The organism is Nocardia sp. NPDC058497 (assembly GCF_042720195.1).
Classification (GTDB): domain Bacteria; phylum Actinomycetota; class Actinomycetes; order Mycobacteriales; family Mycobacteriaceae; genus Nocardia.
Window position 1 is genome coordinate 1 of the sequence record NZ_JBHXMY010000737.1, and the last position, 2518, is coordinate 2518.

A 2518-nucleotide genomic window follows, 5' to 3' on the forward strand; every position below is an offset into this window, starting at 1 on the left:
CCACAACGCCTTCCGGTGCCGTGTCCAGGCCGCGGGCGCGGTGGCGGCGGATCCGTTGACGTTCGACATCTGTCATCAACCTCGACAGATACGACCCATCCGGAAGCTGCTGCACAACATGCAGTTTCAGACTCGACTGCACCCGCCACAACAGGTCGGCGCCGGTGTCGGCGGCTTCGCACCAGAACTCGTGGCTGAAGAAGCCACGGTCAGCGATCACCAGCATTCCCGGCGTGAAGCCAGCCAGCAGAGCGCGGGCGATGTCGCGTTCACCGGTGGTGACCGCACCGATCTCGGCGTCGATGATCGCGTGGGTGCCGCACTCGCCCAGACCCACGAACTCCACCTTCGGAAACGGATCCTCCAGCGTCGCGTGACTGTTGCCGCGCCCGAACGCCTCCTCGTTGTCGGCAGTGTCATCTGCACCCCGTCGATAGCCATCACACGCCGCCCGGCCAGCCATGCGTCAGGGGTGCCCGCCCCGGCCAGCGGGACCGCGACCCACCCGAACAGTTCCCGCACCGGTTCCTCGCCCAGGCGGGCGCGGGCTTTGCACAACGCAGGCGAGGTCGGGACCTGCCAGTCGGTATCCCCGGCTCGTAGGAACCGCAGGCCCTCGACCAGCTTGCGCATCACTTCCTCGTAGGGGTCGTCGAAGAACAACGTCAACGCCAGCACGAAATACACCACCACCCGCGCCGGCAGCAGCCGCCGCCGCTTCTCGACCCGGCCCGTCTGCGCCAGCACCTCATCGACCAGGTCCGGACCGACTACCCGGGGCAACACACCCAACCCTATCCGGTCGGTCAACCGGCCCACCACCTCCGCACGGATCGGCACGATACACGAAACCGACTGCCCCGCAATGGATCTATATCAGCAGACCGTCATGGCTGCTGGCCAGCTCGAATACCCTGAGTTGACGGCATTGGCATCGAACCCGGGGCGGTTCAGTCGGGAATTCCGGCGGTCGGCCAGTCTTCGAGGCCGAGACTATGCGACTGCGGCGGGCGGCGATGAGGACTTGGGCGAGTCCGATGACGGCATCGGTGAACTCCTCGAACTGACCGGCAAGCAAGTACTGCAGCTCACTGCCTCGGCACGGCGGCCGAGCGTTCAACGATCGATCCCGACGGGCAGAATCGAGCCGTCCCTGGTGTTGCCCCGATTCACGGCCGTGGCGAGCCCGAGGCGACTGCGGGAGCTGCGCAGACTGCGGAGCCCGTGGATCAAAGTTTGGCGTAGCCGCCGGTATTCCAGACATGCCACCGGAATTGGCTCGGGGCCAGGGCGACCCGGTAGGGAATATCGGGTGCGATCGGTAGGGCCAGTACGCGACGCCGACAGCCGTGGCTCCAGACCTCGCGTGCACGGCTGCGTCCGGCCCGTACCTTTCCGTTTCGACTAGAACGCTTGAAGGCCGCGATCAAATGGCGACCACGGGAACTGATAGTGCGACCGGGACGATGAACAGACTGACCAGGAAGACGGTGACCTGACAGGCCAGGTAGCAGCACGCTGACCGCACTGACAGCGTCGTTCAGCCCGCGGACTGGGTGAGTCTGACCATGGCGCGGAAGAGCTCATGCGGCTTCGGCGCACATTTCACGGTCGCAGCCACCGATGAACGACCGTCCATGCCCATACCAGGGCGTGCTGGGTCCATGCCAAGGCCGCTGGGATCGTCACCGTCAACACCGGTGTGTGCCGGAGCTCGTCGGTCATGCTGGACCGCCGAAGTCGGCCGGGGCGATGACGGTCAGGGCTCCGGGCACAGCCGCGAAGTCGGAAGGCCCGCGGACAGCGACCTGGGCACCGGGTTGCTCTGGGATGTCAGCCCAGGCGTTACGGGTAATCCACTGCCCCAACGGTATTCCCAGGAAGACGGTGGTCGCGACGGTGCCGGCGGGGTCACTCATGGTGCTGTGCTCCTATTCGGCTCCCGTCACCGGGCGGTTTGCCGCGCGGCGTCGGCGATTCGTTCATGTTGATGTGCCGGACTCGATGCCGAGCGGAATGCGTTCACGGCCTCCGGCGAAGCTGGTGAGCTGCTCGTCGAGCGTGGTGTGGCCACCGGCCGGCACCATCCCTACAGCCGAACCAAGTGTGACACGAAAGCTATGCGCGGACAACGTGTTTGGTGCCAGGCGGGCGCGGTAGCCGAGCCGAAGCTTGGCATACTTATCGCTACCGGGACGGTATAGGCGTGGAAGCGACTGCGACTGGGGCATCCAGTCGGAAGCACTGTAGAAATGCTCGAAATACCCACTGTCTCAACGTGAATCACCATAGACTGGTGAGAGCCGTCATGTGATGGACGCGAGTCGAGCCGGGCCACGGTAGGGTAGCGGCTCCATGACGTCGCACGGGCTCATTGCGAAATGTCATGGGATCGGTAAGCCGCGGTCGTTGCCACGATTCCCGCTGCCGGTGGAATAGTTCCGCGCCGGCGGCAGTCGTAATACTCCCTGTCACTTAAAAACAAAAGTCGCTGCCCCCCTAAAAATAGGTGTATATA

2 protein-coding genes and 1 pseudogene are annotated in these 2518 nt (G+C 64.6%); all 3 read right to left on the reverse strand.

Annotated features, from left to right (window positions below):
• Positions 1-220 (reverse strand): annotated as a pseudogene (locus ACFWPJ_RS30245) (IS4 family transposase); the annotation flags it as partial.
• Positions 217-840 (reverse strand): transposase domain-containing protein, encoded by a 624-nt coding sequence (locus ACFWPJ_RS30250; protein WP_378856534.1) that lies wholly within the window; start codon positions 838-840, stop codon positions 217-219. The pseudogene ACFWPJ_RS30245 and the gene ACFWPJ_RS30250, both read right to left, overlap by 4 nt.
• A gap of 881 nt (positions 841-1721) precedes the next feature.
• The gene (locus ACFWPJ_RS30255) at positions 1722-1919 is read right to left on the reverse strand and encodes a hypothetical protein (RefSeq protein WP_378856536.1); all 198 of its coding nucleotides are present in this window, start codon (positions 1917-1919) and stop codon (positions 1722-1724) included.
• Positions 1920-2518: the final 599 nt, after the last annotated feature.

Bases quoted from the DNA above. Each gene is read 5' to 3' on its own strand.
- ACFWPJ_RS30255 (WP_378856536.1), bottom strand. From the start codon at position 1,919: ATGAGTGACCCCGCCGGCACCGTCGCGACCACCGTCTTCCTGGGAATA.